The 24,651-nt window shown below is 63.6% G+C and carries 27 protein-coding genes; 17 read left to right on the forward strand and 10 right to left on the reverse strand.

The window, feature by feature from the left end; all coding sequences use genetic code 11:
• Positions 1-72: 72 nt before the first annotated feature.
• From codA to RIN61_RS25165, 3 genes are all read left to right on the forward strand, one after another.
• Positions 73-1,314 (forward strand): cytosine deaminase, encoded by a 1,242-nt coding sequence (gene codA / locus RIN61_RS25155; RefSeq protein WP_313854832.1) that lies wholly within the window; start codon positions 73-75, stop codon positions 1,312-1,314.
• A gap of 228 nt (positions 1,315-1,542) precedes the next feature.
• Positions 1,543-2,529: a DNA-binding protein gene (locus RIN61_RS25160; RefSeq protein ID WP_215520882.1), complete on the forward strand. Its 987-nt coding sequence runs from the start codon at positions 1,543-1,545 to the stop codon at positions 2,527-2,529.
• Between the two features lie 55 nt (positions 2,530-2,584).
• On the forward strand, positions 2,585-2,755 hold the full coding sequence (locus RIN61_RS25165) for a DUF6021 family protein (protein WP_220087594.1): 171 nt from the start codon (positions 2,585-2,587) through the stop codon (positions 2,753-2,755).
• 107 nt (positions 2,756-2,862) lie between these two features.
• On the opposite strand, the gene RIN61_RS25170 is transcribed toward RIN61_RS25165, so the two are convergent.
• Both RIN61_RS25170 and RIN61_RS25175 read right to left on the reverse strand, forming a co-directional pair.
• Positions 2,863-3,114: a hypothetical protein gene (locus RIN61_RS25170; protein ID WP_112254011.1), complete on the reverse strand. Its 252-nt coding sequence runs from the start codon at positions 3,112-3,114 to the stop codon at positions 2,863-2,865.
• Positions 3,115-3,122: 8 nt separating this feature from the next.
• Positions 3,123-3,623, reverse strand: a complete 501-nt coding sequence (locus tag RIN61_RS25175; protein ID WP_085692579.1) for a DUF4142 domain-containing protein — start codon at positions 3,621-3,623, stop codon at positions 3,123-3,125.
• A 152-nt stretch (positions 3,624-3,775) separates the two neighbouring features.
• Here RIN61_RS25175 and RIN61_RS25180 point away from each other — a divergent pair, with 152 nt between their 5' ends.
• Entirely contained in the window at positions 3,776-5,344 is a 1,569-nt protein-coding gene (locus RIN61_RS25180) for a sensor domain-containing diguanylate cyclase (RefSeq protein WP_207879005.1), read from the forward strand.
• A 31-nt stretch (positions 5,345-5,375) separates the two neighbouring features.
• Here RIN61_RS25180 and RIN61_RS25185 read toward each other — a convergent pair whose 3' ends face one another.
• On the reverse strand, positions 5,376-5,885 hold the full coding sequence (locus RIN61_RS25185) for a GNAT family N-acetyltransferase (RefSeq protein WP_112254013.1): 510 nt from the start codon (positions 5,883-5,885) through the stop codon (positions 5,376-5,378).
• Between the two features lie 17 nt (positions 5,886-5,902).
• Entirely contained in the window at positions 5,903-6,616 is a 714-nt protein-coding gene (locus tag RIN61_RS25190; RefSeq protein WP_313854841.1) for an MgtC/SapB family protein, read from the reverse strand.
• Positions 6,617-7,013: 397 nt separating this feature from the next.
• Between RIN61_RS25190 and RIN61_RS25195 the strand changes: the two genes are divergently transcribed.
• Positions 7,014-7,481: a sterol desaturase family protein gene (locus tag RIN61_RS25195; RefSeq protein ID WP_215520881.1), complete on the forward strand. Its 468-nt coding sequence runs from the start codon at positions 7,014-7,016 to the stop codon at positions 7,479-7,481.
• A 189-nt stretch (positions 7,482-7,670) separates the two neighbouring features.
• Here the strand turns inward: RIN61_RS25195 and RIN61_RS25200 are convergent, their stop codons facing one another.
• On the reverse strand, positions 7,671-8,564 hold the full coding sequence (locus RIN61_RS25200) for a bile acid:sodium symporter family protein (RefSeq protein WP_112254016.1): 894 nt from the start codon (positions 8,562-8,564) through the stop codon (positions 7,671-7,673).
• 184 nt (positions 8,565-8,748) lie between these two features.
• On the opposite strand from RIN61_RS25200, the gene RIN61_RS25205 reads away from it, so the two are divergent.
• From RIN61_RS25205 to ku, 10 genes are all read left to right on the forward strand, one after another.
• A complete protein-coding gene (locus RIN61_RS25205; RefSeq protein WP_112254017.1) occupies positions 8,749-9,612 on the forward strand; it encodes a Dyp-type peroxidase in 864 nt (287 codons plus the stop codon).
• Between the two features lie 455 nt (positions 9,613-10,067).
• The gene (locus RIN61_RS25210) at positions 10,068-10,244 is read left to right on the forward strand and encodes a con-10 family general stress protein (protein ID WP_085625022.1); all 177 of its coding nucleotides are present in this window, start codon (positions 10,068-10,070) and stop codon (positions 10,242-10,244) included.
• Positions 10,245-10,304: 60 nt separating this feature from the next.
• On the forward strand, positions 10,305-10,502 hold the full coding sequence (locus RIN61_RS25215; RefSeq protein WP_112254018.1) for a hypothetical protein: 198 nt from the start codon (positions 10,305-10,307) through the stop codon (positions 10,500-10,502).
• A gap of 21 nt (positions 10,503-10,523) precedes the next feature.
• A complete protein-coding gene (locus tag RIN61_RS25220) occupies positions 10,524-11,858 on the forward strand; it encodes an iron-containing redox enzyme family protein (protein ID WP_252378525.1) in 1,335 nt (444 codons plus the stop codon).
• Positions 11,858-12,811 (forward strand): methyltransferase, encoded by a 954-nt coding sequence (locus tag RIN61_RS25225; RefSeq protein WP_112254020.1) that lies wholly within the window; start codon positions 11,858-11,860, stop codon positions 12,809-12,811. The genes RIN61_RS25220 and RIN61_RS25225 overlap by 1 nt, the downstream gene beginning before the upstream one ends.
• 6 nt (positions 12,812-12,817) lie before the next feature.
• The gene (locus RIN61_RS25230) at positions 12,818-13,924 is read left to right on the forward strand and encodes a carboxylate-amine ligase (RefSeq protein WP_215520880.1); all 1,107 of its coding nucleotides are present in this window, start codon (positions 12,818-12,820) and stop codon (positions 13,922-13,924) included.
• A gap of 56 nt (positions 13,925-13,980) precedes the next feature.
• Positions 13,981-14,568 carry a 5'-methylthioadenosine/S-adenosylhomocysteine nucleosidase family protein gene (locus tag RIN61_RS25235; protein WP_313854852.1) on the forward strand — a complete coding sequence of 196 codons (588 nt, stop codon included), beginning with the start codon at positions 13,981-13,983 and terminating at the stop codon, positions 14,566-14,568.
• Between the two features lie 491 nt (positions 14,569-15,059).
• Positions 15,060-15,815: a hypothetical protein gene (locus tag RIN61_RS25240; RefSeq protein ID WP_313854855.1), complete on the forward strand. Its 756-nt coding sequence runs from the start codon at positions 15,060-15,062 to the stop codon at positions 15,813-15,815.
• A gap of 186 nt (positions 15,816-16,001) precedes the next feature.
• Positions 16,002-16,907 carry an SDR family oxidoreductase gene (locus tag RIN61_RS25245; RefSeq protein ID WP_207879312.1) on the forward strand — a complete coding sequence of 302 codons (906 nt, stop codon included), beginning with the start codon at positions 16,002-16,004 and terminating at the stop codon, positions 16,905-16,907.
• Positions 16,908-16,981: 74 nt separating this feature from the next.
• Positions 16,982-17,803, forward strand: a complete 822-nt coding sequence (gene ku, locus RIN61_RS25250) for a non-homologous end joining protein Ku (protein ID WP_112251760.1) — start codon at positions 16,982-16,984, stop codon at positions 17,801-17,803.
• A gap of 192 nt (positions 17,804-17,995) precedes the next feature.
• On the opposite strand, the gene RIN61_RS25255 is transcribed toward ku, so the two are convergent.
• The 5 genes from RIN61_RS25255 to ligD are packed head-to-tail and all read right to left on the reverse strand — an operon-like array spanning position 17,996 to position 23,605.
• The gene (locus RIN61_RS25255) at positions 17,996-18,655 is read right to left on the reverse strand and encodes a glycosyltransferase family 2 protein (protein ID WP_313854859.1); all 660 of its coding nucleotides are present in this window, start codon (positions 18,653-18,655) and stop codon (positions 17,996-17,998) included.
• Positions 18,652-19,251 carry a class I SAM-dependent methyltransferase gene (locus RIN61_RS25260; protein WP_313854861.1) on the reverse strand — a complete coding sequence of 200 codons (600 nt, stop codon included), beginning with the start codon at positions 19,249-19,251 and terminating at the stop codon, positions 18,652-18,654. Before RIN61_RS25260 ends, RIN61_RS25255 begins: the two co-directional genes overlap by 4 nt.
• An 11-nt stretch (positions 19,252-19,262) precedes the next feature.
• On the reverse strand, positions 19,263-20,018 hold the full coding sequence (locus RIN61_RS25265) for a PIG-L deacetylase family protein (RefSeq protein WP_112251763.1): 756 nt from the start codon (positions 20,016-20,018) through the stop codon (positions 19,263-19,265).
• Positions 20,015-21,058 carry an acyl-CoA dehydrogenase family protein gene (locus tag RIN61_RS25270; RefSeq protein WP_112251764.1) on the reverse strand — a complete coding sequence of 348 codons (1,044 nt, stop codon included), beginning with the start codon at positions 21,056-21,058 and terminating at the stop codon, positions 20,015-20,017. Before RIN61_RS25270 ends, RIN61_RS25265 begins: the two co-directional genes overlap by 4 nt.
• Positions 21,059-21,109: 51 nt before the next feature.
• Positions 21,110-23,605, reverse strand: a complete 2,496-nt coding sequence (ligD, locus tag RIN61_RS25275) for a DNA ligase D (protein ID WP_313854864.1) — start codon at positions 23,603-23,605, stop codon at positions 21,110-21,112.
• Between the two features lie 272 nt (positions 23,606-23,877).
• On the opposite strand from ligD, the gene RIN61_RS25280 reads away from it, so the two are divergent.
• Together RIN61_RS25280 and RIN61_RS25285 are read left to right on the forward strand one after the other, a co-directional pair.
• Positions 23,878-24,342: a phosphotransferase system, HPr-related protein gene (locus RIN61_RS25280; protein ID WP_215520877.1), complete on the forward strand. Its 465-nt coding sequence runs from the start codon at positions 23,878-23,880 to the stop codon at positions 24,340-24,342.
• Positions 24,339-24,563 (forward strand): metallothionein, encoded by a 225-nt coding sequence (locus RIN61_RS25285; protein WP_313854867.1) that lies wholly within the window; start codon positions 24,339-24,341, stop codon positions 24,561-24,563. The genes RIN61_RS25280 and RIN61_RS25285 overlap by 4 nt, the downstream gene beginning before the upstream one ends.
• Positions 24,564-24,651 lie beyond the last annotated feature (88 nt).

Here is a 24,651-nt window from a genome sequence, read left to right on the forward strand (position 1 = left end):
CCGGTAGCAAATACCACAAGGCTTGGGCCACTATGCTGGTAGGGCCACTCGCAAAGCCCAGGGAGACGCATCATGAACATCATCAACGCACGCCTGCGCGGCAAGCCTGGCCTGTTCCGCATCGAGCTCAGCGGCGAACGCATCGCCGCCGTTCTGCCCCAGGCAGAAGGGGTGGCAGTGCGCGCTGCCGATGATCTGGACGCGGGGCAGAACCTGGTGGTAGCGCCGTTTATCGAACCGCACATTCACCTGGACGCCACGCTGACCGCCGGCGAGCCGCGGTGGAACATGAGTGGCACCCTGTTCGAAGGGATCGAGTGCTGGGCCGAGCGCAAGGCGATCACCACCCACGACGACATCAAGAACCGCGCGAAAAAGACCATCGGCATGCTGGTGGAGCATGGCATCCAGCACGTGCGCACCCATGTCGATGTCACCGACCCCACCCTGACCGCGCTCAAGGCCATGGCCGAAGTGCGTGACGAAGTGCGCCACCTGCTGGACCTGCAGATCGTCGCCTTTCCCCAGGAGGGTATCGAATCGTACGCGAACGGCCGGGCGCTGATGACCGAGGCGGTGGCCATCGGTGCCGATGTGGTAGGTGGCATCCCGCATTTCGAGAACACCCGCGACCAGGGTGTGTCGTCGGTGAAGTTCCTGATGGAACTGGCCGAGCGTACCGGCTGCCTGGTGGATGTGCATTGCGACGAAACCGACGACCCGCAGTCGCGCTTTCTCGAAGTGTTGGCCGAAGAGGCGCGAGTGCGCGGCATGGGCCCCCGGGTAACTGCCAGCCATACCGTGGCCATGGGCTCGTACGACAATGCCTACTGCTACAAGCTGTTTCGCCTGCTCAAGCAGTCGGGTATCAATTTCGTGTCCTGCCCGACCGAGAGCATTCACCTGCAAGGGCGTTTCGACAACTACCCGAAACGCCGCGGCGTCACCCGCGTGGCCGAGCTCGACCGGGCTGGTATGAACGTGTGCTTTGGCCAGGACTCCATCGTCGACCCTTGGTACCCGCTGGGCAACGGCAACATCCTGCGTATTCTCGAAGCCGGCCTGCACATCTGCCACATGCTTGGCTACGAAGACCTGCAGCGCTGCCTGGACCTGATCACCGACAACAGCGCCCGCACCCTGAACCTGGGTGAGCGCTACGGCATCGAGGTGGGGCGGCCGGCGAACCTGTTGCTACTGTCTGCGCCAGACGATTACGAGATGGTGCGCAGCCAGGGGCATGCGCTGGTGTCGGTACGCGGTGGCAAGGTGCTGATGCGTACAACGCTTGCCAGGGTTGAACACTTCACCTGACGCTAGCTGCGTCAGCGTTTTGCAGCGCCCCGCCGGCTTGAAGCCGAGCGGGGCGCTTTGCTGTCTGGCGTACTGTTTTATCCCCTTGCACAGCCTCCATGACCTACTCACATGCGATAAGCCGTGATTATTCCACCATAGGAAATGTTTGCACGGGCAATTGCTTGTCGCCATAATTGGTATGTAATTACATGGTACATAACACGGTACAAAATCGTAGGAGCAAGCATGGCCCGGGGCGGTATAAACAAGGTTGTAGTGCAGCAGGCGCGTCAGGCGCTGATTGCCCGGGGCGAAAACCCCAGCATCGATGCGATACGTATCGAGCTGGGTAACACCGGCTCCAAGACCACGATTCACCGCTACCTGAAAGAGTTGAACGGCCAGCAGCCTGTGGCCTCCGAGGGCGGCATTGCGCTGAGCGACGTGCTTAGCCGAATGGTCGGGCAACTGGCCACCCAGTTGCAGGACGAGGCCGACCTGAAGATCGAGCAGGCCGAAAGCGCCTTCACTCGGCAGCGCGAACAACTGGAGTCACAACTGGCCATTGCCCAGCAGGCACTGGCTGCGGCGCATCAACAGCATCAGATCGATGTGGCCGCACTGGCCGCCGAATCGGAAAAACTGCTTTCCACCCAAAGCACCCTGCAGGCCGAACAGCTGCGCAGTGCCAGCCTCAACCAGTCGCTGGGCGAGATGCAGGTGCGCCTGGCCGACAAGGACGAGCAGGTCAAGTCACTGGAAGACAAGCACCGTCATGCCCGCGATGCGCTGGAGCACTACCGCAACGCCAGCCGCGAACAACGTGAGCAGGAACAGCGCCGCCACGAAGCGCAGCTGCAACAAGTGCAGGTGGAGGTGCGTCAACTGCAGCAGGGCATGATCGTCAAACAGGACGAGCTGACCCGCCTGCACCGCGACAACGAGCGCTTGCTGGGTGAACATCGCCAGGCCGCCAGCGCCTGCAGGGCGCAGGATGAATTGCTGGAGCAGCGTGATGCGCAGATTCAGGGCTTGCGCACGATCCTGGCCCAGGCGCAGGGTGCCAGCGAGGAAATGCGCCGGCAGCTGGATATGCAGGCACAGAGCCTGGAGACCAGGCGCGAATTGTGCGCGGAACAGGCTCGGCAACTCCAGCGGCTCGAGGAACAACTGAAGGAGCGTGATCAAGCGTTGGTTGAATGCCGCGCTCGGCTAGCTGTGAATGCAGATTAATCAAACTTTTCACCGCCGGTGGTTTCTTCCCTAGACACTCACCGGAGATAGCCTCATGCCCGAACCAGAACAGCCAGGCAAACATCCCCAAGGACCTCATTCGTCCGAGCAGGCGAACAGAAGCGAGGACTTGGGTTTCGATCCCGATTCACCCGATGTGGAAGATCCACAAGTCGACCCGCAAGGGCCTGCCAAGCCACCGCGGGACGTCGAAAAACACCCATGAAGTTGGCATTGTCGCAAAGGGCCGCGCAGCGGCCCCTGCGATCAAGACGGCATTGCTCGGGGCAGGCTGGCTCGAGCCCTTGGCCAGGCAAGCCCCGCTCACACGACTCAGGGCTCTGCCTGCCTGGCTGCCTCCACGCCCGCAGCCGAGAGTTTGATCGGATAGTTCACGCTGATCTGGTGGTCGCTGCCAACCGCCACGCTGCCATCCTGGATCAAACCGGCCTCCTGCAGCGTTTTCAGCATGCCGGCAACGGCTTTCTCGCCCCGGTAGTTGTCCAGCACCTCCTTGCCCAGCCCTTGGGGGTGTGCGTGCAGCAGGCGAGTCAGCACTTCGGCTTTCAATGCATCGTTACTCATGGCGGGCCTCACTTGCCGTGTTTGGCCTGAAGCGCCTTGGCATGCTCCAGATGCTGTTCGAGCTTGGGCAGGGTTTCACTGGCGAAGGCCTTCAGTTCAGCCTTGTCGGACGATGCCGCTTCCTTCTTGAACAGCTCCACCGCCTTTTCGTGAGCGTCGACCTGGTTGTTGACGTAGGACTTGTCAAACGACTCCTCCCGCCATTCCAGGATCATTTTCTTGACCTTGTCGGTTATGGCCGCTTCGTCAGGTACGGAAATGTCGAGCTTGCGAGCGATGTCGCCAAGCTTCTGGTTGGCTTGCGTGTGGTCGGTGACCATCTGCTGGGCGAAGGTCTTGATTTCGGCATTCTGAGTTTTTTCCAGAGCCAGCTTGCCGGTTACCACTTCGGCAATACCGGCCTCGGTGGCCGCTTCGACGAAGTCATCGGAACTTGCCGCCATCGCGTGTACCGATGCCAAGCCCAATACCATGGAAAAACCGACGCGCTTGATGAAGAGACTGCTCATGCTTCACTCCTTAAACCGTGGCGCGACCTCAGTGTCGCGTACGGTTGAGGGTGAACGGGGGGCAAAGGTTTAATCTTTTTCCTGGCCGGCTGCGTGCAGATGGTGCTCAACTATAGTGAAAGGCGGCGAACGCGGTATGGCTAGGGATTTCAATGTGTGCAGCCAGGAAACAGGATGAAGACGGGCTCTTCGCGCTAACCGGCGAGGGCCGCGCCGTGGCGCTTTTCCGCCTGGTACTGGCGTTCATGCTGGTGGTGATGCTGGCCTTCGTCGTGGTGGAAGGCTGGCGTATCTGGCGCGATTACCGGCACGCCTTCACCAATGCCGAGAACATGGTCACCAACCTGGCCCGGGCCACGGCGCAGCATGCCGAAGACGCCATCCGCCAGGTCGACGCCATTACCGCGGCGCTGGCCGAGCGCCTGGAAGGCGACGGCTTCGAGCATATCGACCGGCCGCGCCTGCATACCTTGCTGGTCCAACAGAAAAGCATAATGCCGCAGTTGCACGGGTTGTTCGTGTATGGTCCGGATGGCAGCTGGATCGTTACTGATCAGGAGGTAGTCCCGCCCAATGCCAACAATGCCGACCGCGACTACTTCGTCTACCACCGCGACCATCCCGACCGTGGGATACACATCGGCTCGGTGGTGCGCAGCCGTTCCACTGGCGACCTGATCATCCCCATTTCACGGCGCCTGCAATATGCCGATGGCAGCTTCGCCGGGGTGTTGCTGGGCACCATCAAGGTGGAGTGGTTCGTGCGCTACTACGGTGACTTCAAGATCGACGAACGCGGCGCGTTGGTGTTGGCCAAGCGCGACGGCACCATCCTGGTACGGCGGCCGTTCGTCGAGCAGGTGGTGGGCCGCAGCCTGAGCAGTAGTGAGATTTTCCGCATTCACCTGCCGCATGCAAGCGAAGGGGTGGCCGAAGCGGTCGCGGTGGTGGACGGCACGCCACGGCTGTATGGCTATCGCGCACTGGCCAGCTACCCGTTGGTGGTGGAAGCGGGCTTGTCGCGGGAGTCGATCGTCGCGCCCTGGCGGCACGATGCGATCAAGTCGGTGGCGGTATTGCTGCTGTTGCTGGTGGGGCTGGCGGCCTTTGGTGGCGTGGTGTTGCGCCAGTTGCGCGAGCGTATTGTCATCGAGCGGGCGCTGCACCAGGCACATCAGACCCTGAAGGCTCTGGCACTGACCGACAGCCTGACCGGCCTGGGTAACCGCCGACGGCTGGATGCAGTGTTCGAGTCGGAGCTGCGCAGGGCACGACGCAAGGGCTATCCACTGGCGCTGGTGATGCTCGACTTGGATTACTTCAAGGCCTACAACGACCGTTATGGGCACCCCGCGGGCGACCAGTGCCTGCGGCGCTTTGCCGAGGTGCTGCAGCAGGCGCTGAAGCGGCCGGCCGACCTGGCTGTGCGCTATGGTGGCGAGGAGTTCACGCTGCTGCTGCCCGATACCGATGCTCGCGGGGCGGAGCTGCTGGTGCAGGAGGTGCAACAGCTGTTGCGCCGGCAGCTGCTGGAGCATGTGGGCAGCCCACTTGGCCGGGTGTCGTTCAGTGCGGGGATTGCTGTGGGTGACCTGGCGCGAGAGGGGGTGACGGCCGAGCGCCTGATGGCCGCGGCGGATGCGGCGCTGTACCAGGCCAAGCGCCAGGGGCGGGATGGGTATTGCCTGGCAGAAAGTTCGGTAGTGGGTGTAAATGAATGAAAGCCCGGGTTGCCTGTACCGGCCCCGGGGTCTAGTTATCTACACCAAGGCGCATCGCACAACGGCCCTCGAGCCCATGGGCACGCTCGCGGGCCAGAATCTGCTGCAAGCGAGCATCCAGCAGCCCCTCATCAATCACCTCGAACCCCAACCGCGCATAGAACGGCGCATTCCACGGCACATCGGCAAAGGTGGTCAAGGTCAGCTCCCGCGCCCCCGCCTGGCGCGCCGCATCGGCCACCTGCAGCAGCAGCTTGCGCCCTACACCTTGCCCCTGGGCCTCCAGGCGTACCGAAACTTCATGAAGGTGCAGCGCCTGAGCCTCGAGCCGGGCACAGGCAAACCCCAGAATGCACCCATCCAGGTCTTCGACCACCCAGCTACCGCCTGCGTCGACAAACGCCCGGTGTGCCTCGCAATCCATCACGTCACCCTGCGCCAGCCAGGCCAGTGCCGGCCAGGCGGCAAAGGCCTGCGCAGCCGAGCGTTCGACGCCCGGTAGCCATTGAATGTCTTGATCGAGGGTAGGGCGAATGCGCATGAAGAAGTCCTTTCGTTCTAGTCTGTAGCCAGTACCTGCGGCTGCAATTGCCAGCGCACCGAGCTTACACCTTTCTCCAGGCTGTCCCGGCTGACCAACTGCTCCAGTTGCGCTGGCGCCTGCGCGGTGCCCAGCAGTTCGGCGCGCACTTCCAGGCGTGCGGGGTTCGCCAGGTCTTCGCTGTGCAGTGACTGCAGCCTCAGCTGCGGGTCGCCCAGGCTTTGCAACATCAGGCTGCGGACCTGGATCTCGTCCTCGGCGCGGCAGACGATGCGCACCTCGAAATGCTGCTCTACCTCGCTGGCCGGCACCACGTCCTGGCGGTCCAGGCGCTGGGCAATATCGCGCAACAGGATATTGGCGCACAGCACCGCCAGGCTACCCAGCGTCGCTTCCAGCAGCAGCCCAAGGCTGCACAATACGCCGACCGCGGCCGTGCACCACAGAGTGGCGGCGGTGTTCAGGCCACGCACGTTGAACCCGTCGCGCATGATCACGCCGCCACCGAGAAAACCGATGCCCGACACCAAATACGCGGCGACACGCGATGCGTCGGTCGGCGCCATGCCCGGCACCGCTTGGGTCATCAGCACGAACAGGGAGGCACCGGTGCTAACCAGTGCATTGGTGCGCAGCCCGGTCAAGCGCTGGCGCAATTGACGCTCGGCGCCAATCAGCGCCCCTAGCAGCAAAGCGATGCTGACGCGCAGCAGAAATACTTTCCAATCCATAGCAAACCTCTTCCACGGGCACGCGCCCGCATGAACGCCATCAGCTGGCGTGGTTGAAAAACCAGAAAATGCGCAGGACCATGGAGGGGAAGGAAGAAAAGGAGGGTTACAAGAAACCACCGTCTTGCCAGGCCGGCCAGACAGTGCAGGACACTACCTGACTAGCGCGCCACGTGGGCCTGTCGCATGCGACTGGGGCTACTGTCCAATGCAGGGCTCCTGTTCAGGGATGCAAAATTGCGTCGCGGACCTTACGCCCCGTCGCAGGCCAGGTCAAGGGTGAAAACATGACAATGGGTTCATCCGCACCGGGCCTGCAACCGGTCACGCCTGCATGGAAAAAAACGCGGGCAATCGGTACCCTTGCGCCTTCCCTTGCCATCCCCCGGACCGTTCCATGCTGTTCAATCTCGCCGTACTGTTCGGCACCCTGGTGGCCATGGAGGGCGTTGGCACGCTGGCTCACAAGTACATCATGCATGGCTGGGGCTGGTGGCTGCATCGCTCGCACCATGAGCCGCAATTGGGCATGCTCGAAACCAATGACCTGTACTTGGTGGCCCTGGGGCTGATCGCTACGGTGCTGGTGGCCCTGGGCAAGGGTGGTCATGCGCCCTTGCAGTGGGTGGGCGGCGGGGTGGCGGGGTATGGCGTGCTGTATATCGTGGCCCATGATGGGTTCTTTCACCGGCACTGGCCACGCAAGCCACGGCCGGTCAACCGCTACCTCAAGCGCCTGCACCGCGCGCACCGGTTGCACCATGCGGTGAAAGGGCGTACGGGGAGTGTGTCGTTCGGGTTTTTCTATGCACCGCCGTTGAAGGTGTTGAAGCAGCAGTTGCGGCGTAAGCGCAGCCAGTCGTGACAGGGACTTGCATCTGACTCGTGTGAGCAGCCCTCCATGATGGAACTGCATATGACCCATTGAGTCAGCACAGACCCTGTGGGAGCGGCTTCAGCCGCAAACACCGGCGCAGCCGGTGCCACGCACAAGGTTGGATTCTTCGCGGGTGAACCCGCTCCCACAGGGTACGTGGAGCGCTTGCAAAGGCCATCAGTTAACCGTTTCCCCCTTGGGCTGCGCCGCCACATGCCCGCGGCTCACCCACCAGCCAAACGCCGCTGCGGTGAAGAACATGATCAGGCTGTACAGCGCCGCCGGCACCGCCATGGTGGCGTTGTTCAGCAGCGAAGGGCTCAATGCCAGGGCAATCGCCAAGGTGCCGTTGTGTATGCCGATCTCCATGCCGATGGCAATCGCCTGGCGCTTGGGAATGTTCAGCAGGCGCGGCACCCAGTAGCCTACGCCCAGGCTCAGCAGGTTGAACAGCAGCGCGGCCAGGCCTACCACCGGCGCGTACGCAACCACGGTCTGCCAGTCCTTGGCCAGCGCCAGAACGATGGTGAACGCCAGGAACAACGCGGCCACCAGCTTCATCGGCTTTTCCATGCGCGCGGCAAAAGCGGGTGCGAAGCGGCGAATCAGCATGCCCAGCGCTACCGGCAGCAGGACGATGGCGAACACCTGCATCACCTTGGCAAACTGCAGCGGTATGGCCTGGTCCGATGCCATGAACCAGCTCAGCGACAGGTTCACCAACAGTGGCATGGTCAGGATAGCGATCAGCGAGTTGACCGCCGTCAGGGTGATATTCAATGCCACATCGCCATGGGCCAGGTGGCTGAACAGGTTGGCCGTGGTGCCGCCTGGCGACGCGGCCAGCAGCATCAGCCCCACCGCCAGGGCCGACTCCAGGCCAAAGCCGTTGGCGATCAGGAAGCACACCAGCGGCAGCAGCAGGATCTGGCAAACCAGGCCTGTCACCACTGGCTTGGGGTACTTCACCACGCGAGCAAAGTCGGCCAGGGTCAGTGATAACCCGAGGCCAAGCATGATGATGCCCAGGGCCAGCGGCAGAAAGGCGGTGAGCAAAGGCGAGGCGGTCATGGGCGGTCTCTCGGGCGAAGGATCGGGAGGAGTGTAGGTCGGCCCTGATTGATAGCTAATTGCAAAGCGCCAGCACTTGGTAACCGTTTATTACCAAGCGCAGCGGCTGGCGAGGCTGTATGCCGCGTTGCAGTGGGCCTGCAGGCGCAGTAGCATTCCTTTTTTTACCAAGGATTTTCCTGTCATGCCGTTCCAGCAAGGTCTGCTTGCCACCCCGGTGCCGGCTCACGCCCGTCACCTGTTCTTCGCCCTGCAGTCGCCCGAGGCCCTGCCTGCCGCCCTGGATGCCTTGCTGCCGCAGGTCGATGGCGTACAGTTGATCCTGGGTGTCGGCGCCCCGCTGGCCAAGGCCCTGGGCCGTGAGGTACCTGGCTTGCGCGCCTTCCCTCAGCTGGATGCTGCAGTGGAGAACCCCAGTACCCAACACGCCCTGTGGCTGTGGCTGCGTGGCAACGAGCGGGGCGACCTGCTGCTGCGGGCCCAGGCCCTGGAGCTGGCATTGGCTCCGGCCCTGCGCCTGGCCGATAGCGTCGACGGCTTCCTGCACCGCGGCGGCCATGACCTGACCGGCTATGAAGACGGCACCGAAAACCCGGTGGACGAAGCGGCCGTGCAGGCGGCCATTGGCGCCGATGGCGCAAGCTTTGCCGCGTTCCAGTTGTGGAAGCACGACCTCGAGTACTTCAAGTCGCTGCCCCAGGCCGACCAGGACAACATCATCGGTCGCCGCCTGAGCGACAACGAAGAGCTCGATGACGCCCCCGAGTCGGCCCATGTCAAGCGCACGGCCCAGGAAAGCTTCGAACCAGAGGCGTTCATGGTCCGTCGTTCGGTGGCCTGGGCAGACCAACGCGGCGCTGGCCTGGCCTTCGTGGCTCTGGGGCACAGCTTCGATGCGTTCGAGGTACAGCTGCGGCGCATGAGCGGCCTGGAGGACGGCATCATCGACGGCCTGTACCGCTTCAGCCGGCCACTGACCGGTGGGTATTACTGGTGCCCGCCCATGAGCGAGACGGGTGTCGACCTGCGCCTGCTGCTACAAGCCTGATCGCTAAACATCCAGCTTGGGCTTGCTGGCCGCCAGAAGCCGGCAAGCCAGCTCCCACCTCGACCACACCGGCCTCAAGCCATGGGCAAATACCTGTAGGAGCGGCCTTGTGTCGCGATGGGGCGCGAAGCGGCCCCAGGTTTTCAGCTTCGCAGCAAAGATTGCCGGGGCCGCTGCGCGGCCCATCGCGACACAAGGCCGCTCCTACAAGGGCCAGTGCTGGCTTGAAGAGATTTCCAAGACAGTTGCTCCCACCTCGACTGCGTTGCCATCGGCAGATCCAGCTGGCTCGCTATCGCGCGACTGACAGGCGCGCCAAATATGCTGATGCCGCTTATTTAATGCCGCTGGTCAGAACGCTTCGCATTAAACCGAATCCGCCGAAATGACTGAACTCCCAACAGGTGTACGGCAGGTAATGCCGTGCATTCCGAAGTCATACGAGGTTTAAGACCATGGCCAACAAAGAGAACAGCCGCACCGGCAACCAGCAAGGCAGCCAGGGTGGCAACAAGAACCCGGGCAACTTTGCCAATGACCGCGAAAAAGCCTCCGAAGCTGGGCGCAAGGGCGGCCAGCACTCCGGTGGTGGCCGTACCAGCGAATCGGGCCGCAAGGGCGGCCGTTCGTAAGTGAGGCTACGCAGTGCCCGGGTGATCGGGCACTGCGATTTTGCACAGAAGGAGAACCCCATGCGATTGATCCCTCTGATAACCCTGGTGGGCGCGCTTGGCTTGCTGGGTGGCTGTTTTGACCGGGACAACGATCACCCGGCGAAGGATGCCGACCAAAGCAAACCCTCCCTGCAGATGCAGCAACCCGACGACAAACCTGCTTCACAACCTGCGCCAGACCCTGAACCGATGCCTGGTCAGAAACCCAGCCAATAAAATGCGGACAAGGACTACGGCATGACGGTAATGACCCGCAAGACCGACGCGGTGATACCGGCTTCGGCAAATGGGCCAAGCCTGAAGGAGCGCTACCAGAGGTTGCTCGTGGGCCACGACAGCACGAGCACTGCATGGCTGGGCGAACAGTTGGCACACGCGCAGCGTTTGCCAGATGACTTGCCTGCAGACCCTGCTGAGCTGGAAGCCTGGAGCGCTCGCCACGCAAGCGGGGTGGCTGAAGCCTACGCCAGTTACCTCGAGCAACGCCGCCAAGGCGCACCACGGCGCTATTTTGCCAACCGCGCCCAGGCGTTGTGGTTCCTGCAGCAGGTGGCACCGACCAAGGCAGTGGACGGTGCATGGTTGCACAGTACCTTGCGACACTGGCGGGATCCGCGCTATCACGGCCTGATTCGCACCTACATGGAAGAACTGGGCAGCGGCGACCCGCGCTGCAACCATGTACTGATCTACCAACGGCTGTTGAGCCGGCTGGGTTGCCTTGAACTCCCTGAACTGGATGACCAGCGTTACCTGCAAGGCACCTTGCAATTGGCATTGGGGCGCCACGGCGATGAATTTCTTCCCGAGGTGATCGGCTACAACCTGGGCTATGAACAGCCACCGTTGCATTTGCTGATTACCACCTACGAACTGGCGGAATTGGGCATCGATGGCCATTACTTCCAGCTCCACGTGACCATCGACAACGCGGCCAGCGGGCATGCGCATCTGTCCATTCAGGCGCTGCGCCAACTATGCCCGCTCGACGACACTGGTCAGTTCTACCAGCGGGTGCGCAGCGGGTACCGCTTGAACGACCTGGGGCTCGATACCTCCAGCCTTATCAGCAGCTTCGACCTTGAATTCGAACTGCTGTCGGCACTGGAACAAAAGCGCAATTTTGGCCGATTCATGCATTCCGACCATTGCCGCTTGCAAAAGCGCACCGTCAACCAGTGGCTGGCCGAGCCCGGCGCCATGCCCGCGTTCGTGCAGGCTCTGCAGACGCAAGGCTGGATCCGCCGTGGTGAAGCGCCCACCAACAGCCGCTGGTGGGCGCTCATCGACGGCCCTTCGGCACCGATGTATGGCGTGTTCACGGCGTATGAAAAACAACTCTGGCACGACTGGATCGCGGCAGGCTGGCAAGCACGGGGTCGTCGCGTGCTGCCAGGCAGCTGGGAGGTGCAAGTGCAATCGGATGATACGCCTGCGAATCCTGCCCCGGACGCCGATATCGAAACTTTGATCGACACGATGTCCGGTAACCGCCATGCGACACCGGAAGGATTGCTGGCCACCCGGCGCTATTTGCGTGCTACCGGCCTGATCCAGGAGGTAACCCGCTGATGCTGCTCGATCCCCAACAAATCCAGGCTGACCAGGCAATGCTGCAGTTGGGCAAGCGCCTGCGTGCCGACGGCTACCGCTTCACCTGTGTCACCCCGGCAACCCATGCGCGCGTTAATGCGCGCCCGGAAGCTGGGCAGGCCAGGACAGTGCGCGATGTATTCGGCTGGAGCCGTCCGTTCCGTTCGTCACTGGTTTCTGCCGACGAGCTGGAACAAATGCGGCTGGCCCAAGTGCTCAAGGAGCACGGGGACATGCTGATCAGCACCGTGCGCTGGTCGACTATCGACGACCTGCTGCTGGTGCACTCTGCGTACCCCACCCAAGAAGCCGACGCGGTGTTTCTCGGCCCGGACAGTTACCGTTTCGCCCAGGTCATCCACGATCATCTGCAACGCACCCCGAAACGTGTCGAGCATGCCGTGGATATTGGTTGCGGCACAGGTGTGGGCGCCTTGCTGATTGCGCGTGCGGCGCCCCATGCCCATGTCAGCGCCGTGGATATCAACCCGCTCGCGCTGCGTTACACAGCGATCAACGCAGCTTTGGCGGGGCTGAGCAACGTGTCCGTGGAACCGAGTGATCTGCTCGGCGGCATTACCGGGCTGTTCGACCTTATCATTGCCAACCCGCCGTACATGCTGGATGCCGGTGAGCGTACCTATCGGCATGGCGGTGGTTCGCTCGGCGCGCAGCTGTCGCTGCGGATCGTCGAACAAGCCTGCGAGCGGCTGGGCTCAGGAGGCACGCTACTGTTGTATACCGGCGTGGCGATAATCGAAGGCCGGGACGCCTTGCTCGAAGCCATCCGCCTGCGCCTGGCGGGCCCGGAATGGTCCTGGGTGTATCGGGAAATCGACCCGGATGTGTTTGGCGAGCAACTGGACGAACCCGGTTACGAACAGGTCGAGCGCATCGCCGCGGTGGTGCTCACAGTCACCCGCAACAGCTGAGGCAGCATGGCCCGACCCTGCACATTCGGCATCGAGGAAGAATACCTGCTGGTGAACCTGGACACAGGGCAGGTACCGGCCGCTCCTTCGCCAGCCGTAGTGGGGCGTTGCCGGGAGGCCTTGGGCCAGCATTTTGCCCAGGAAATGTTCCGCAGCCAGATCGAAGTGGCCTCGCCTGTGTTCGCCAACCAGTTCGAGGCACGCGAGTTCTTCCAGCACAGCCGCGAGCGGTTGAACACGGTGCTGGCCGAAGAGGGCATGGGCCTGTACGGTGCGGCCAGCCATCCCAATGCTGCCTGGCTGCGGCAGAAACCGGCTACCCCGGCGCATTACCGGCAATTGTTCGCTGACTACCGGCATGTAGCGCGGCGCAGCCTGCTCAACGGCCTGCATGTACACGTGGGCGTACCGCCAGGCTGCGACCGCATGCAACTGATCAACCGTGTACTGGGCTGGCTGCCCTTGTTGTTGGTGCTGAGTACGTCATCGCCGCTGTGGGCAGGCCAGTGCACGGGCTACATGAGCTACCGTCGGGTGATTTGCGGGGAGTGGCCGCACATGGGCTTGCCTGAGCCTTTGCCGGACTGGGCCGCCTACGAGCGCTACCGCGCATTGCTGCAACGCACCGGGTCGCTGGCCGTGGATGGCGACTTCTGGTGGGCGATCCGGCCTTCGCGGCGCTTCCCCACGGTCGAGTTGCGCATCTGCGATGGCTGCCCGCGCCTGGAGGACGCACTGTGCATCGCTGCGCTGTTTCGCCACCTGGTAGAACATAGCGTCATGTACCGGCATGACCCAGTGGCCTGCAGCCGCGAGCAGCGCTGGATCACCCAGGAAAACTACTGGCGCGCAATGCGCCATGGGCGCCAGGGCGATTTCATCGGCCTGCATGAGCAACAGCCGGTCACGGCAGAAGGTTGGTTGGCCCAGTTGCAGGAGCAATTGCCGGTCGATACGGCAGATGCCGAGCGTGCCTTCCACCATGCACGACACCTGTTGCGCCAAGGCACCCATGCCGACCAGCAACTGCAGTGCCTGGCCCAGGCCAGCGCTGCCGGCCTGGGCAGGGCGCAGGCGTTACGGGCGGTAGTGGCCGCCGGGGCTTGCAATTAGCCGGGGTTGGCCGAAAATGGCCGCGCCTTTCGCAGCCACTCGGAACCACCCGCGCCATGATGCTGATCAAGCAGTTCCCCGACATCTCCCTGGACGACACGTTGTTTGTCTTCGCCCTCGAAGCCGAGGCCGGCGATGTATTCGCTGACCTCGACACCGTGTTCAGCGGCATCGGCAAGGTCAATGCTGCCATCGCCCTGACCAAGGCCATTGCCGCACGCAGGCCCAGGCTGATCGTCAACCTTGGCTCGGCCGGCAGTCAGCGGCATGGAAAAGGCGAGGTGGTGTGCTGCACCCGCTTCGTGCAGCGCGACATGGATGTGACCCCGCTGGGCTTTGCCCGCTACCAGACGCCTTTGTCGGATATCCCGGTGGTGTTGGAGCACGGGGCGCAGATCCCCGGCTTGCCCCTGGAAACCTGCGGCAGTGGTGACAGCTTCGAAATCAATCATGGCGATGCACCTTACGACGTGGTCGACATGGAAGCCTACGTGCTGGCGCTGATCGCACGTAGCGAAGGCATCCCGTTCGTGTGCCTGAAATACATTTCCGATGACGCCGGCAGTGACGCAGCGCAGGACTGGGCGGTGCAGGTGCACCTGGCCGCCGAGGCTTTCAGGCGGGTGCTGTTCAGCCAGGCGTGACTGCTAGCTTGATTGGGGCTGCTTTGCAGCCCTTCGCGGGCTTGCCCGCTCCCACAGGAACCACGCATATCCCCTGAGCATGGCACCAAACCTGTGGGAGCGGGCGAGCCCGCGAAGGACCGCAAAGCGGCCCCAACAGTCCTGAAACGTGCCTTGGCCTGATATTCGGTCCTTTGAACTCAGGCAGACAGTACTAGTCTTAATATGTGGGAATATTTCCCACGCAAAGATGCTGACTGGCTCTGAAGGATCGTGCGAAACCGAAGCTGCTCGCTGACACTGCAGATCTATGGCCGCGCCGGTTGGCTGTCCGCTCCATGAGCGGTTGCGAACTCATTGGTCATTGCGTTCGATACGGAGATGACGACGCAACTCCAAGCGGAGGTGCATCATGTTGCTCAAGAAATGTTTGTTGGCATTGGCAATAGGTGGCGTCCTGTCGGCATCGACCGTCCTGGTGCCCGACTACATCGGTAGTTTCTCCAGCGTGTATGCCAAGGACGGTGGCGGCGGCGGTGGTCACGGCGGCAGTGGCGGTGGCGGTGGCGGTGGCGGTGGCTCTGGAGGTGGCGGCGGTCACGGCAGTGGCGGCGGTGGCTCTGGAGGCGGCGGTGGTCACGGTGGTGGCAGCGGTGGCTCTGGAGGCGGTGGCGGTCACGGTGGCGGCAGCGGTGGCTCTGGAAGTGGTCACGGTGGTGATGGTGGTGGCGGACATGGCGGCCCGGGTGGTGGCGATGGGGACCATGGTGACCGTGGTGGCATGGCCGGCAGAGGCCCAGGCGATGCGCATGACAACGACAACGACAACGACAACGATGCGGCAGATGCCGCCAGGGACGCAGCCCGAAACGATGCTGATGCAGCGCGGGACGCAGCCAGGGCTGAGGCAGATGCCGCCCGGGATGCGGCCAAAGCTACTGCGGATGCAGCCAGAGACGCTGCCCGAGCCGAGGCGGATGCAGCCCGCGACGCTGCAAAAGCGGCTGGCTTGGCAGGCGCAGATGAAGCCAGAGACGCTGCCAGGGACGCGGCAGATGCCGCCCGGGACGCAGCCAGAAACGAAGCTGACGCGGCCAGAGATGCAGCCAGGGCAACTGCTGATGCTGCCAGGGACGAAGCCAAAGTCGCTGCCAATGCAGCCAGGGACGCTGCCAAGGCGGATGTGGACGACGCGCCAGATGCCCCTGATGCACCGGACGCACCGGATGTCGACGCAGTCGAGGCACGGAATTAGTCGCTCTGAGTGACGTATCGACCGCTGGTCGGTGTATTGACCAGTCGGAAAAAACCATCGATGGCGGTTCACCTCGAAAACGGTAGAGCGGCCTTCGCGGGCTTGCCCGCTCCCACAGGACTACCACCCGTTTCAAGACCTGTGGCAGCGGGCAAGCCCGCGAAGGGCCGATACCGGTTTCACCAGAGGAGTGACCCCCATGCCCAACAAACCCCACGACCAGTTCAGCATGCAGAACCCGCTGACCCAGTACCCGCACCCACCGTTCCCGGCCCAAGGCCAGCCAGCGCCGGGGCTGGATGCCAACATGCAGCCCGAGCCGGACCACGGCGAAACCACCTACAAGGGCTTTGGCCGCCTGGCAGGGCGCAAGGCGCTGATCACCGGTGCCGATTCCGGCATCGGCCGGGCAGTGGCCATCGCCTTTGCCCGCGAGGGTGCCGACATTGCCCTCAATTACCTGCCCATCGAACAACCCGACGCCCGTGAAGTCATCAAGCTGATCGAAGCCGAGGGCCGCAAGGTGGTGGCCATTGCCGGTGACCTGAAGGATGAGCAGTTCTGCAAGGAACTCGTCGACCAGGCCCACGAGCAGCTCGGCGGCCTGGACATCCTGGTCAACGTTGCCGGCAAGCAGGAAGCGCGCAAGGATATCAGCCAGGTCAGCCACGAGCAGTTCGACCACACTCTGAAAACCAACGTCTACGCGCTTTTCTGGCTTTGCCAGGCCGCAGTACCGCTGATGCCGGCGGGGGCGACCATCATCAACACCGCCTCGATCCAGTCCTACCAGCCTTCAGCCACCTTGCTCGACTATGCCACCACCAAGGCCGCGATCGTCGCTTTCACCAAGGCGTTGGCCAAGCAGGTAATCGAGCGCGGTATCCGCGTCAACGCGGTGGCCCCGGGGCCCATCTGGACCGTACTGCAGCCCAGTGGCGGCCAACCACCGGAGAAAATCCCCGAATTCGGCGCGCAAACACCGATGAAGCGCCCGGGGCAGCCCGCCGAGTGTGCGCCGGTGTATGTGTTGCTGGCCAGCCAGGAGTCCAGCTACATCACCGGGGAGGTGTTCGGCGTGACGGGCGGCAACCCGCTGCCGTAGGGCAGGGCGGCTAAACCTTCGCCGCCCGTTGCAGTCGATTCAAGTATTGGCAGGCAACCCTGGGAGCACCTCCAATGGCTAGGGCAATCTGGAAAGGCGCCATCAGTTTCGGCCTCGTGCACATACCCGTGGCCCTCAATACCGCGGTGCGCACCGAGCGAGTCGATTTCGACTGGCTCGACAAGCGCAGCATGGAGCCGGTCGGCTACAAGCGGGTGAACAAGGTCACCGGCAAGGAAATCGACAAGGACAACATCGTCAAGGGCGTCGAGTTCGAGAAGGGCCGCTACGTGGTAATAAGCGAAGAGGAAATTCGCAAGGCCAGGCCCGAGGCGACCCAGACGATCGACATCTTTTCCTTCGTCGAGGCCGGCGAGATCCCGCTGCAGTACTTTGACACGCCGTACTACCTTACCCCGGACCGTCGTGGCGGCAAGGTGTACGCCTTGCTGCGCGAAACCTTGGCGAAGACCAACAAGGTGGCGCTGGCCACGGTGGTGCTGCACACCCGCCAGCACCTGGCGCTGCTGCGGCCGCTGGACGACGCGCTGGTGATGATCACCCTGCGCTGGCCCGAGGAAGTGCGCGGGCTGGAAACACTGGAGCTGGACAGCAGTGTGACCGAGGCCAAGGTGGACAAGCGCGAGCTGGATATGGCCAAGCGGCTGGTGGAAGACATGAGCGGGGAGTGGAAACCGGCGGATTACCAGGATGTATTCCGCCAGACCATCATGGACCTGGTGGAAGAGAAGGCCAGCAAGGGCAAGATCGAGACGGTGGAGAAGGGCGAGGCGACCGAAGCGGGGAAAGGTGCGGACATCCTCGACCTCACCGAACTGCTCAAGCGCAGCCTGGGTGGCAAGAAGCCGGCGAAGAAGACACGCAAAGCGTCGTGAAAGGAACCGTCACCGCAAACCAGCTCGCATGGAACTGCACATAACGCGGGGCCCCTATGGGAGCGGCTTTAGCCGCGAACACCGGCGCAGCCGGTGCCATGCACCGCGTTGAATTCTTCGCGGCTAAAGCCGCTCCCACAGGCTGCGCGTGAGGGTTGCTGGCTCATGTTCTGCCTACCCGGTACAGCCTTGTCAAACCTCCGCCTGCAGCCCCGCCAGATAATCGCCAAACCCTTCGCGGGCGCGGCTGTCGCGCCGGCTGCTGGTGGCCACGCTGTGCCTGGCGGTCCATACGATCTGCGCGCCACTGGCCTGCAGGGCGCTGACCAGCTGCACGTCTTCATGCGCTGCCAGAGGCTGGAAACCACCCACCCGATCATAGGCGTCGGCACATACGCCGAGGTTGGCCCCATGCACATGCCGATGCCCTTCACATGCCTGGTAACGGCTGTGGTACAGCTTGCGCAAGGCCGCTGTCTGCCAGGGTTGCCAAGACTCGACATGTACCGTTCCGCATACCACCTCGGCCCTGCAGGCCAGTTGCGACAGCAGCCAGTGCGCTGGTACCCGGCTGTCGGCATCGGTGCACGCCAACCACTGCGCGCCGCGCTCGACCATGTACGCTGCGCCAACCCGGCGGGCCATACCGACGTTGCCGGCATCCACCGTCAGTACCGGTACACCGAGGCGTCTTGCCACGTCAGCGCTGCCATCGCTGCAGCGGTCCAGCACCACCAGCACCTCCACCTGGTACCCCGCCTGCTGCGCCTGCTGGGCGGCAACCAGTACTGCCCGCAGGCAGCGCCCAAGGCGCCGGGCCTCGTTGTGGGCCGGGATCACCACGGCAATCATGGGCAAGTCTCATCAAGGTCGACCACGCTGGGCTGAGCGGACCAGTACTCCAGCACGAAGTCCGCCTCGTCATGCTGCAACTGCAGATGCAGCGGAAGGTGCCGGGCCAGCATGCGGTGCACTTCACGCCCGTCTTGCGGGCAACCGGCGATGGGGTGCTTCCAGTGGCACGCCAGCAGCCCGCCGTCGTAGGTCAGGCTGGCCACCGACTGTTCGATCACCTGCAGCCAGTCGGTCGGGTCGAGATAGTAACCCACCTCGCTCAGCACGATCAGGTCGAAACTTCCACCCGGCCAGTCCGCCGGCAGCCGCGCCAGCTCCACCGAGACATTTCGCAGTGCAACCAAGCGTTCACCGGCCAGCGCTACCGCAGTAGGGTCCAGGTCTTGGCACAACAGGTTGGCGCAACGCTCGGCCAGCAAGGCGCTGAGCTCGCCATTGGCGCACGCCGGCTCGAACACCCGCTGGTAGCACTGGCGCGGCAGGCTGGCCATGACCAGGTCGCGCTTGCGCTTTTCGTACCAGCGGGTGCGAAAGGCCCAAGGGTCTTCACTGCTGGCGTACAGGTCAGCGAAATACTGTGGGTCGAGGCTCATGACAACTCCATTTACAGGAACACCAGTTCGAAAGGTTGCAGCAGACACTCCAGCAAGTTCGGCGGTAGTACGGGCGGGCGCGGGCCATCCGGCTCGAGTTGGCTGACATGTGCGGCCAGGGCCTTGCGCTTGCGGACCAGGCTGGCCTCGTCCAGCTGGATGCGGTGAGCGCGTGGCCATGGCAGGCGCGGGTCGTCCGGTTGCGCCCAGTGCCAGGCCCATACCGGTACTTCCAGGCATTGCACCTTGCGCATCCGGGCCGCCTGCGCCGCAGCCCGGCCGGCTGCCTCGTGGTCACAGTGGCCGTCGCCGCTCCAAGTGGCCATCAGCAGGTCGTCAGGCCTGAGCAACTGGCTCAGGTGGTTGAGCAGGAACGCCTCGTTGCGCGGCAACGCGCCGTCCTTGAGGTGGAGCCGCCGCCAGTCCAGGCGGCCGAGGTCGAGGTCAAGCTGTTGCAGTGCATGGCGGCTTTCCAGCGGCCTTTGCCGGCGCAGGCGGTGTTCGCTCCAGTGGGCAGAGCCAGGGTGACTGGCTTCACCATCGGTCGCGGAGATCAGCACCAGGTCGTCTTCTCGGCCCTGGAAGCCTGCCAGCAGCCCGCCGGCCATGAGAATCTCGTCATCGGGGTGGGGAGCCAGCACTACCAGGCGACGGCCCGGTGGGCACAGCTGCTGCGGGGTGATCCAGGTAGCCCTGGCCAGGTGCGCGGCCTGCTGCCAGGCAGCCCACGGTGTACCGCTGTTCGCCTGGATCAGGTTCTCGCTCATAGCTGCCAGACTCCTGCCGGCTTTTGGGTCAACTGCTCACCGAGCGCCGCCAGGTCGCGCTCGGCATGGCTCTGGCGCAGGAACACCGGCAAGTCGGCGCTCAGCCGGGCAAAATGGTTGTCACGGCAGAAAGGAGAGGCGCCCAGCGCCCGGCCAACGTGGTGGATCACCTGTTCCACGGCCTGTTCCACCTGGGCGCGGGTGCGGCGCACTTCAAAGCTCGCGTCTGCGCCTGGCTGGCGGTCGATCCACGCCGCGCATTCGCGCAGTGCCGCCCTGGCGCCGTACAACGCCGCGTCGACCGCACCCAGGTGAGCATCGGCGTGTGGATCGGGGCGGGGGTTGCGGCAGTGTTCGCGCAGGTAATCGGCCAAAGCTTCCGCGGCGCCGTACCAACAGGCCGCAATACCAGCACCGCCATGCCAGAAACCAGGGCGGGAGAGGTATTGCCCGGGGCGGCCGATGGCGATGCCAGGGGTATGGTTGAATTCGATTTCAACACTGGCGGTGGTGGCCATGCCGATGGCCTGCCAGCGTTCTATGGCAAGGCCCTGGCTAGGATGGGACAGTTCGATGGCCACCAACTGGGGCTGGTCGTGCTGGTCCCAGGCCGTGATCAGTGCCCGGTCGATCTGCAATGCGCCGGAACACCAGGCCTTGCGACCCTCCAGGCGAACCTGGTCGCCCTCACGGGCCACGATGCAGGCGCGGGCATCCGGCGGTTCGGCGGCCCAAACGCCCCATATACCCTCAGCGGCGTGGTGTGCCGCAGCGCATTCGGCAAGGATTGCCAACGCGTCGGTGTGGCCCTCGTACAGCTTGGCCAAGGCCAGGTCACAGCCTGCCACCCGGGCCAGGGTTTGCCAGCGCCGCAGGGTATTGCCCTGGCCGGGCAGGGGGAGCAGGTCGAGGTGGTCGGCTTGCAGTGCCTGGATCAGTTGCGGCAACTGGGTATCCAGGTTGAGCGGTTGCTGCCGCTCGCCGAAGGCACGCAGCAGGCGGTCGAGGTTGGTCAGGTCAAAATCCTGGACGATGCTCATGGGCTCGGCTCCTTGGTGAGGCGCTGCGGGCGTAGCGCTGCAGGCAAGCCGTCACCGGGCCAGCCCCAGTTGCTTGCGCATGCCTACGGTGATCGATTGCCTTGTCTTGGCATAATCGGCCCAGGGGTCGTCCACATCGCCCAGGCGTTCAAGCACGTTGCCGATGTTCCACTGGTTGGCGCTCTTGAGTTGCGGCAGTTCCTCGCGCCAGATCGGCACGGATACCGGCAGGCCTTCGCGGGCGCGCAGGGAATACGCGCAGGCGGTGGTCGCGCCTTTGCCATTGCGCAGGTAGTCGATGAAGATGCGCCCGATGCGATTTTTGGGCCCGGACACGGCACTGAGCCTTTCGGGGAACAGCCTGGCCAGGTAATCGACGATGCCGTGGCTGAACGCCTTGACTTCATCCCAGCCCGCCCGCCGGGTCAGCGGGACGACCAGGTGCATGCCTTTGCCGCCACTGGTCTTGAGGAATACCTTCAAGCCCAGTTCATCCAGAAGCGTCAGGGCCAGTTGGGTGGCCTCGAGCATGGCCTTCCACGGCAGTGCCGGGTCCGGGTCGAGGTCGAGGACGAAGCGGTCGGGCTTGTCGAAGTCCTTGTCGGTGGCGTTCCAGGTGTGCAGCTCGAGCATGTTCATCTGCACAGCACCCAGCAAGGTGTCGGCGCGGTTGATGACCATCGCCGCCTGGCCGGCCTCGGCCTTGTCGTAACTGAGCACGTTGGGTAGATGCAGCTGACCGGCGTTCTTCTGGAAGAACAGCTCCCCGGCCAGGCCGTCCGGCGCGCGCACCAGCGCGACCGGGCGGTCCTTGAGTTGGGGCATTATCCACTGGCTGACGGCGGCGTAGTACTCGGCGACTTCGCGCTTGGTAACGCCGCTGGTGGCGTCGACCACCCGCTCGGGGTGGGTCAGGCGCAGCTCGCCCAAGGCCTCGGGGGCCTTGGCCTGCTTGCGCGTGGGCAGGGTCTTGGCAGGCATGCTGCGCTCCAGGTCGATGGCGGTAGCCGGTTTGTCATCGCGCAGGCCGTGGAACACCGAATGGCGCACGATGCCGTCACGGGTCATCTGGGCATAGGCGACTTCGGCCAGCAGTTGCGGTTTCAGCCAGTGCACGCCCCGGGCTTCGGCCCCGGTGGGCGGGTTGGGCAGGGCCGGCCTGGCGATTTCCAAGGGTTTCAGCCGGGCATGGATGCTGGCCAGAGTGGTGGCACTGAAGCCGGTGCCGACCTTGCCGGCATAGCGCAACTCGCCGCTGCCGTTGTCGTGCAAGGCCAACAGCAGGGCACCGAAACCGCTGCGGCTGCCTTTGGGGTCGGTGTAGCCGACGATCACGAACTCCTGGCGTTGCTTGCACTTGAGCTTGATCCAGTCGGGGCTGCGGCGCCCACTGTAGGGGCTGTCGACGCGCTTGCCGATCAGGCCTTCGAGTTGCAGCCGGCAGGCACTGTCGAGCAGGGATTCGACGGGCTGGTCAAAGTCGGCGGAGTACTTGAGCAGGTCCGATTCGTTGTGTTCCAGCAAGTGCTGCAAGGTGTTGCGCCGGTCCTGCAGCGGCAACTGGCGCAGGTCCTGGCCGCCGAGGAAGGGCAGGTCGAACAGGTAATAGGTGATGTGCTCGTCATTCTCGGTGTCGAAGGCGTTCTGCAGCGCCTGGAAGTCCGCCGAGCCATTATCGTCGGCCACCACTACCTCGCCGTCGAGCCAGGCCGAATCGATGCCCAGCGCACGCAAGGCGGCAACCTGCCGGGGCATCTTGCTGCTCCAGTCATGACCATTGCGGGTGAACAGGCGCACATCATTACCGTCGATGCGGGCAAGGATGCGATAACCGTCGAACTTGACCTCGTAGCGCCAGTCACCATTGGGCGGGGAGTCGACCAAGGTCGCCAGTTGTGGCTGCAACTGCTCCGGCAACGGCACCTTCTGGCCTTTGCTGGGGGCTTTGCGACGTGGCGCGGCGGCCTTTTTTGCTGCCGGTTTGCGCGGCACCAGCGTGCGGTCGCTGAGCACGCTGTCGGGCTGGGCGTCGACAATGCTGTAGTCGGCTTCGCTGCGCGCCTGGCCGTCGTGCGACTTGACCAGCATCCACTGTTCCTTCTTGCCGGCCAGGTGGGTGCGGAACAGGTTCCATACACCGCCGAGCTTTTCGCCTTGCAGGCGGAAACGCAACTTGCCCTTGGCATAGGCCTCGCGCGCATCGCCTTCGGGCTCCCAGATGCCCCGGTCCCAGACGATCACATCGCCTGCACCGTAATGGCCTTCGGGGATATGGCCTTCGAAGTCGGCGTAGTCCAGCGGGTGGTCCTCCACGTGCACGGCCAGGCGGCGCACCTTGGGGTCCAGCGACGGCCCTTTGGGGATGGCCCAGCTTTTCAGCGTGCCATCGAGTTCCAGGCGAAAGTCGTAATGCAGGTGGCTGGCATCGTGCTTCTGGATGCAGAACTGCAGTGCGTGGGCCCGCTTGCCACGGCTGCGCTTGCCGCTGGGCTCGGGCGTGGCATTGAAGTCGCGCTTGCGTGCATATTCCTGCAGGGGCTTGGCCATGGTGGGCTCCGGGCGGTTCGCAGTCTCTAGACTTTGTACGAAAAGTGCCTGCGCGACGATCATGCTGCGTTGAAAACAGGCTCGGAATGCTCATTTACAACCCGTAAACTCCGCTTCCTCGCCTGTTTTCGCCTTGCCTGATCGCCGCTCGGCGACTTTTCATACAAACCCTAAGCTGGGAGGCAGCGGCCCGGGCGGTAGTTCAAAAAAACTCTGAATCTTCCAGCAGCAGGTGCAGTCGACCGAATGAAGCCACCTGACGGAGAAAGCACATGGCCCGAGCAGATGAACCGAAGCCGTATACCCCCAGCGAAATCGACGACACCGAAGACCGCATGGGCAGCGTGCATGAACTGGACTTCGACGAGCGCCTGGATGAGCGCGAGGGGCGTGTGGGTGACGAGCGACCAGCTGCGGACGTGGCCCGCGAGTTCCCGCCCCGGCGCGTAGCCGAAAGCGGCATGACCGGCGGCGAGGCGTTGAGCGACAGCCTGCACGAGGACAATGTCACTTATGACGACCTGAGCCCGGACACCTTGCTGGACGAAACCGGCGCCCGCGACCCGAACGAACCGGGTGGCAGCGGCGGCCCGGCAGACAAGACCCTGCGGCGGGTGGAGGCCAGTGAAATTGGCGGCGGCATAGGCCTGGACGAAGCCGAACTGGCCCGCTCCGCGCCGCTGGATGGCGAACCGTGGACCGATGATGTAGTCGATGACGAGGAGAGCAAGCCATGAACGAACTGCGTTGTGCCTGTGCAGATTGTTCCTGCACCGTGGATGCCAATGCCTTGCAGCTCGAAGGCAAGGTGTATTGCTGCGAGGCCTGTGCCAGCGGGCATCGCAATGGCGAGCCGTGCCGAATGCCTGATTGCCACTGTGGTGAAAAAACCGAGGAAAGCGCGGTGGACAATGCGCTGGACGAGACTTTCCCGGCGAGTGACCCGATTTCGCCCTGATGCCTGACCCTACCTGCGGCCAGAACATCATTTGATGCCGCTGTTCTGAATGTCTGTTCTGGCCCTATCGCCGGCAAGCCAGCTCCCA

Source organism: Pseudomonas inefficax, assembly GCF_032164165.1.
GTDB lineage: Bacteria > Pseudomonadota > Gammaproteobacteria > Pseudomonadales > Pseudomonadaceae > Aquipseudomonas > Aquipseudomonas inefficax.

Coding starts and splice junctions, on each gene's coding strand:
- RIN61_RS25205 (WP_112254017.1), top strand. CDS start 8,749: ATGCCGTTCCAGCAAGGTCTGCTTGCCACCCCGGTGCCGGCTCACGCC.
- RIN61_RS25260 (WP_313854861.1), bottom strand. CDS start 19,251: ATGAGCCTCGACCCACAGTATTTCGCTGACCTGTACGCCAGCAGTGAA.
- RIN61_RS25235 (WP_313854852.1), top strand. CDS start 13,981: ATGATGCTGATCAAGCAGTTCCCCGACATCTCCCTGGACGACACGTTG.
- RIN61_RS25185 (WP_112254013.1), bottom strand. CDS start 5,885: ATGCGCATTCGCCCTACCCTCGATCAAGACATTCAATGGCTACCGGGC.
- ku (WP_112251760.1), top strand. CDS start 16,982: ATGGCTAGGGCAATCTGGAAAGGCGCCATCAGTTTCGGCCTCGTGCAC.
- RIN61_RS25160 (WP_215520882.1), top strand. CDS start 1,543: ATGGCCCGGGGCGGTATAAACAAGGTTGTAGTGCAGCAGGCGCGTCAG.
- RIN61_RS25220 (WP_252378525.1), top strand. CDS start 10,524: ATGACGGTAATGACCCGCAAGACCGACGCGGTGATACCGGCTTCGGCA.
- RIN61_RS25240 (WP_313854855.1), top strand. CDS start 15,060: ATGCCAAGGACGGTGGCGGCGGCGGTGGTCACGGCGGCAGTGGCGGTG.
- RIN61_RS25195 (WP_215520881.1), top strand. CDS start 7,014: ATGCTGTTCAATCTCGCCGTACTGTTCGGCACCCTGGTGGCCATGGAG.
- RIN61_RS25270 (WP_112251764.1), bottom strand. CDS start 21,058: ATGAGCATCGTCCAGGATTTTGACCTGACCAACCTCGACCGCCTGCTG.
- RIN61_RS25210 (WP_085625022.1), top strand. CDS start 10,068: ATGGCCAACAAAGAGAACAGCCGCACCGGCAACCAGCAAGGCAGCCAG.
- RIN61_RS25285 (WP_313854867.1), top strand. CDS start 24,339: ATGAACGAACTGCGTTGTGCCTGTGCAGATTGTTCCTGCACCGTGGAT.
- codA (WP_313854832.1), top strand. CDS start 73: ATGAACATCATCAACGCACGCCTGCGCGGCAAGCCTGGCCTGTTCCGC.
- RIN61_RS25165 (WP_220087594.1), top strand. CDS start 2,585: ATGCCCGAACCAGAACAGCCAGGCAAACATCCCCAAGGACCTCATTCG.
- RIN61_RS25215 (WP_112254018.1), top strand. CDS start 10,305: ATGCGATTGATCCCTCTGATAACCCTGGTGGGCGCGCTTGGCTTGCTG.
- RIN61_RS25200 (WP_112254016.1), bottom strand. CDS start 8,564: ATGACCGCCTCGCCTTTGCTCACCGCCTTTCTGCCGCTGGCCCTGGGC.
- RIN61_RS25170 (WP_112254011.1), bottom strand. CDS start 3,114: ATGAGTAACGATGCATTGAAAGCCGAAGTGCTGACTCGCCTGCTGCAC.
- ligD (WP_313854864.1), bottom strand. CDS start 23,605: ATGGCCAAGCCCCTGCAGGAATATGCACGCAAGCGCGACTTCAATGCC.
- RIN61_RS25255 (WP_313854859.1), bottom strand. CDS start 18,655: ATGATTGCCGTGGTGATCCCGGCCCACAACGAGGCCCGGCGCCTTGGG.
- RIN61_RS25265 (WP_112251763.1), bottom strand. CDS start 20,018: ATGAGCGAGAACCTGATCCAGGCGAACAGCGGTACACCGTGGGCTGCC.
- RIN61_RS25190 (WP_313854841.1), bottom strand. CDS start 6,616: ATGGATTGGAAAGTATTTCTGCTGCGCGTCAGCATCGCTTTGCTGCTA.
- RIN61_RS25225 (WP_112254020.1), top strand. CDS start 11,858: ATGCTGCTCGATCCCCAACAAATCCAGGCTGACCAGGCAATGCTGCAG.
- RIN61_RS25230 (WP_215520880.1), top strand. CDS start 12,818: ATGGCCCGACCCTGCACATTCGGCATCGAGGAAGAATACCTGCTGGTG.
- RIN61_RS25175 (WP_085692579.1), bottom strand. CDS start 3,623: ATGAGCAGTCTCTTCATCAAGCGCGTCGGTTTTTCCATGGTATTGGGC.
- RIN61_RS25180 (WP_207879005.1), top strand. CDS start 3,776: ATGTGTGCAGCCAGGAAACAGGATGAAGACGGGCTCTTCGCGCTAACC.
- RIN61_RS25245 (WP_207879312.1), top strand. CDS start 16,002: ATGCCCAACAAACCCCACGACCAGTTCAGCATGCAGAACCCGCTGACC.
- RIN61_RS25280 (WP_215520877.1), top strand. CDS start 23,878: ATGGCCCGAGCAGATGAACCGAAGCCGTATACCCCCAGCGAAATCGAC.